This is a genomic window from Mesorhizobium sp. M8A.F.Ca.ET.021.01.1.1 (genome assembly GCF_003998025.1).
GTDB lineage: Bacteria > Pseudomonadota > Alphaproteobacteria > Rhizobiales > Rhizobiaceae > Mesorhizobium.
The window spans coordinates 1-2,147 of sequence record NZ_RZSJ01000802.1 but is presented as its reverse complement, the minus strand read 5'-3'; the positions used below and the strand labels follow the sequence as shown (position 1 = coordinate 2,147).

The 2,147-nt window shown below is 63.8% G+C and carries 2 protein-coding genes; both read right to left on the bottom strand.

What is annotated here, in order from left to right:
• Positions 1-96 precede the first annotated feature (96 nt).
• On the bottom strand, positions 97-1,242 hold the full coding sequence (locus EOA36_RS34100; RefSeq protein WP_245464548.1) for a hypothetical protein: 1,146 nt from the start codon (positions 1,240-1,242) through the stop codon (positions 97-99).
• 254 nt (positions 1,243-1,496) lie between these two features.
• Positions 1,497-2,147, bottom strand: a 651-nt coding sequence (locus tag EOA36_RS34095) for an ATP-binding cassette domain-containing protein (protein ID WP_127281089.1), incomplete at its 5' end; no start/stop codon positions are given.

The window sequence follows — 2,147 nt, the reverse complement described above, 5'->3', positions numbered from 1 at the left end:
CATAGAACATGGCGGCTGGAATGAAAAGACCGGGCCGGGGCGCGCCTCAGGCCGCGCATGGCCGGCGGCGCCCCCGACGAGGTAAGTCGAAGGCGATCAGCGGCCGAAGTCGTCGGAACTGAGGCGGGTCCAGCGGTCGCCCATCAAGCCGCCGATAGCGATGTCGCCGGAGCGGACCGCCTCCGTGACCTCGGCGATTCGCGAGCGGACCATCGTCCCCCCGGCATAGCGGAAGATGAGATTCCTATAACCGAAGAGGTGGGACATGAACCTGCCCTGGGTCTGCCCGCTGATGCCCACGCAGCCCATATCCCGCGCTGCGGCGACAAGGCCATCCAGCGTCGCGCCCCAGTGAGGTGCGGACGCCTGGATTTGCAACAGGTTCGCCATGTCGCCGGCTTGACCGTAGAAGGCATAGCAGCCGAGCATCCTGCCGGTTCCGTCGTAAGTCCCGCCAAAATGAAGCGGGCCGTCGGCCCGCTTCTCGGCCGCCAATGCGAGCAGCCGCGGCAGCTCGCCATCCCTCCAACTCGGCCGAAGAGCGTAATCCGACAGGAGGGCCGGCAGCCGCTCGGCAAATTGCGCGGCATTGATCGGCTCGGCATGGACCCGATGCGACGATGAAGGCTGGACGGGCGCTTCGAACCTTCGCTTCGTGAGAGCATCGAACGCCCTCGCGCAGGGTTCGAGTGCAAGGCGAGGCAGGCGGGGCCATTTGCGGTGCAGTGCGGCGGCCGCCATCGCGGCTGGCCGGAAGATATAGGTCCATCCCAGACAATGGACCGGCAGGAGCTGGTATTTCATCGGCCGCGCGAAGGCCAGGGATACCCGGTTGGCCGAATCCGTCAGCTGCAGATCGAATTCGCCTTGATGCAAGGCGCGCAGCAATTGCGGTCCGGCCGAGCCGTGATCGGCGCCAGGGTCGGCCATGAACGGACCGATGATCGCCGCATTCAATGCCGCTCCGTTGAGTTCGTAACGGGTTTTCAGAACGCCGAGGAACCCACCCAGATCGCCCTGCGGATTGATCTGGACAAGGGCACTGCTCTCACCGGACTGGCCGGCAGGGTCAAGATAGATCTTTCTCATATACTCGGCCGTCTCCGCGATCGCGCGATCGAGGAGGTGACGGCGACGCCGGCGAAACTGCGTCAGGAAGAGTGCGGCGACGCGTTCGAGATCTTCGGCGGCGAGCGGCCGAACCGAGCCGTGCTGAGATCCCAGCACCGATGGCGCAGCCACCTTTTCCACGCCAGTAGTTCCGGAAGCAAGATGCATTTCGAAGACCGCTTGGGTTGCTTTTTCAGCATACAACAACCAAAAGTAGAGGCAACGAATCTCGGTCGGTAACGTAAACAGACACCGCGATCTCGATATATGAAAAAGGACTTCGCAGGCGGATTTGCTTAGCCGGCATATGCCGGGTGACAGGGGCTCGGACGTCTCGCAGCGCGTGATGGAGATGGCCTCCAGCCTAAGCCGGAGGCCATCTCGGGTCAGACCATGAGGCCCTTGGTCAGTTCCAGCGCCTGGCGCTCGAACAGGCGGCGGTAGATGCCGCCCTTCAGGCGGATCAACTCGTCATGCGAGCCTTCCTCGACGATCTTGCCGCGATCGAACACCAGCAGCCTGTCGAGCGCCCTCACCGTCGAAAGCCGGTGCGCGATGACCAGCGTCGTGCGGCCGACCATCAGCCGTTCCATCGCCTGCTGGATCAGCACCTCCGATTCCGAATCGAGGCTCGATGTCGCCTCGTCCAGGATCAGGATGCGCGCATCGGCCAGGAAAGCGCGGGCGATCGCCACGCGCTGACGCTCGCCGCCCGACAGTTTCACGCCACGCTCGCCGACCAGCGTGCCATAGCCTTTCGGCAGGTTGGCGATGAAATCGTGCGCGCTCGCCAGTCTCGCGGCATGCTCGATCTCCTCTTGGCTGGCGCCTGGCCTGCTATAGGCGATGTTTTCGGCCAGCGAACGGTGGAACAGGATCGGTTCCTGCTGGACGATGGCGATCTGGCCGCGTAGCGACGCCTGGGCGACCTGCGAGATATCCTGGCCGTCGATCACTATCTTTCCCGCGTTCACGTCATAGAGCCGCTGGATGAGCTTGACGAAGGTGGTCTTGCCCGAGCCCGAGTGACCGACGAG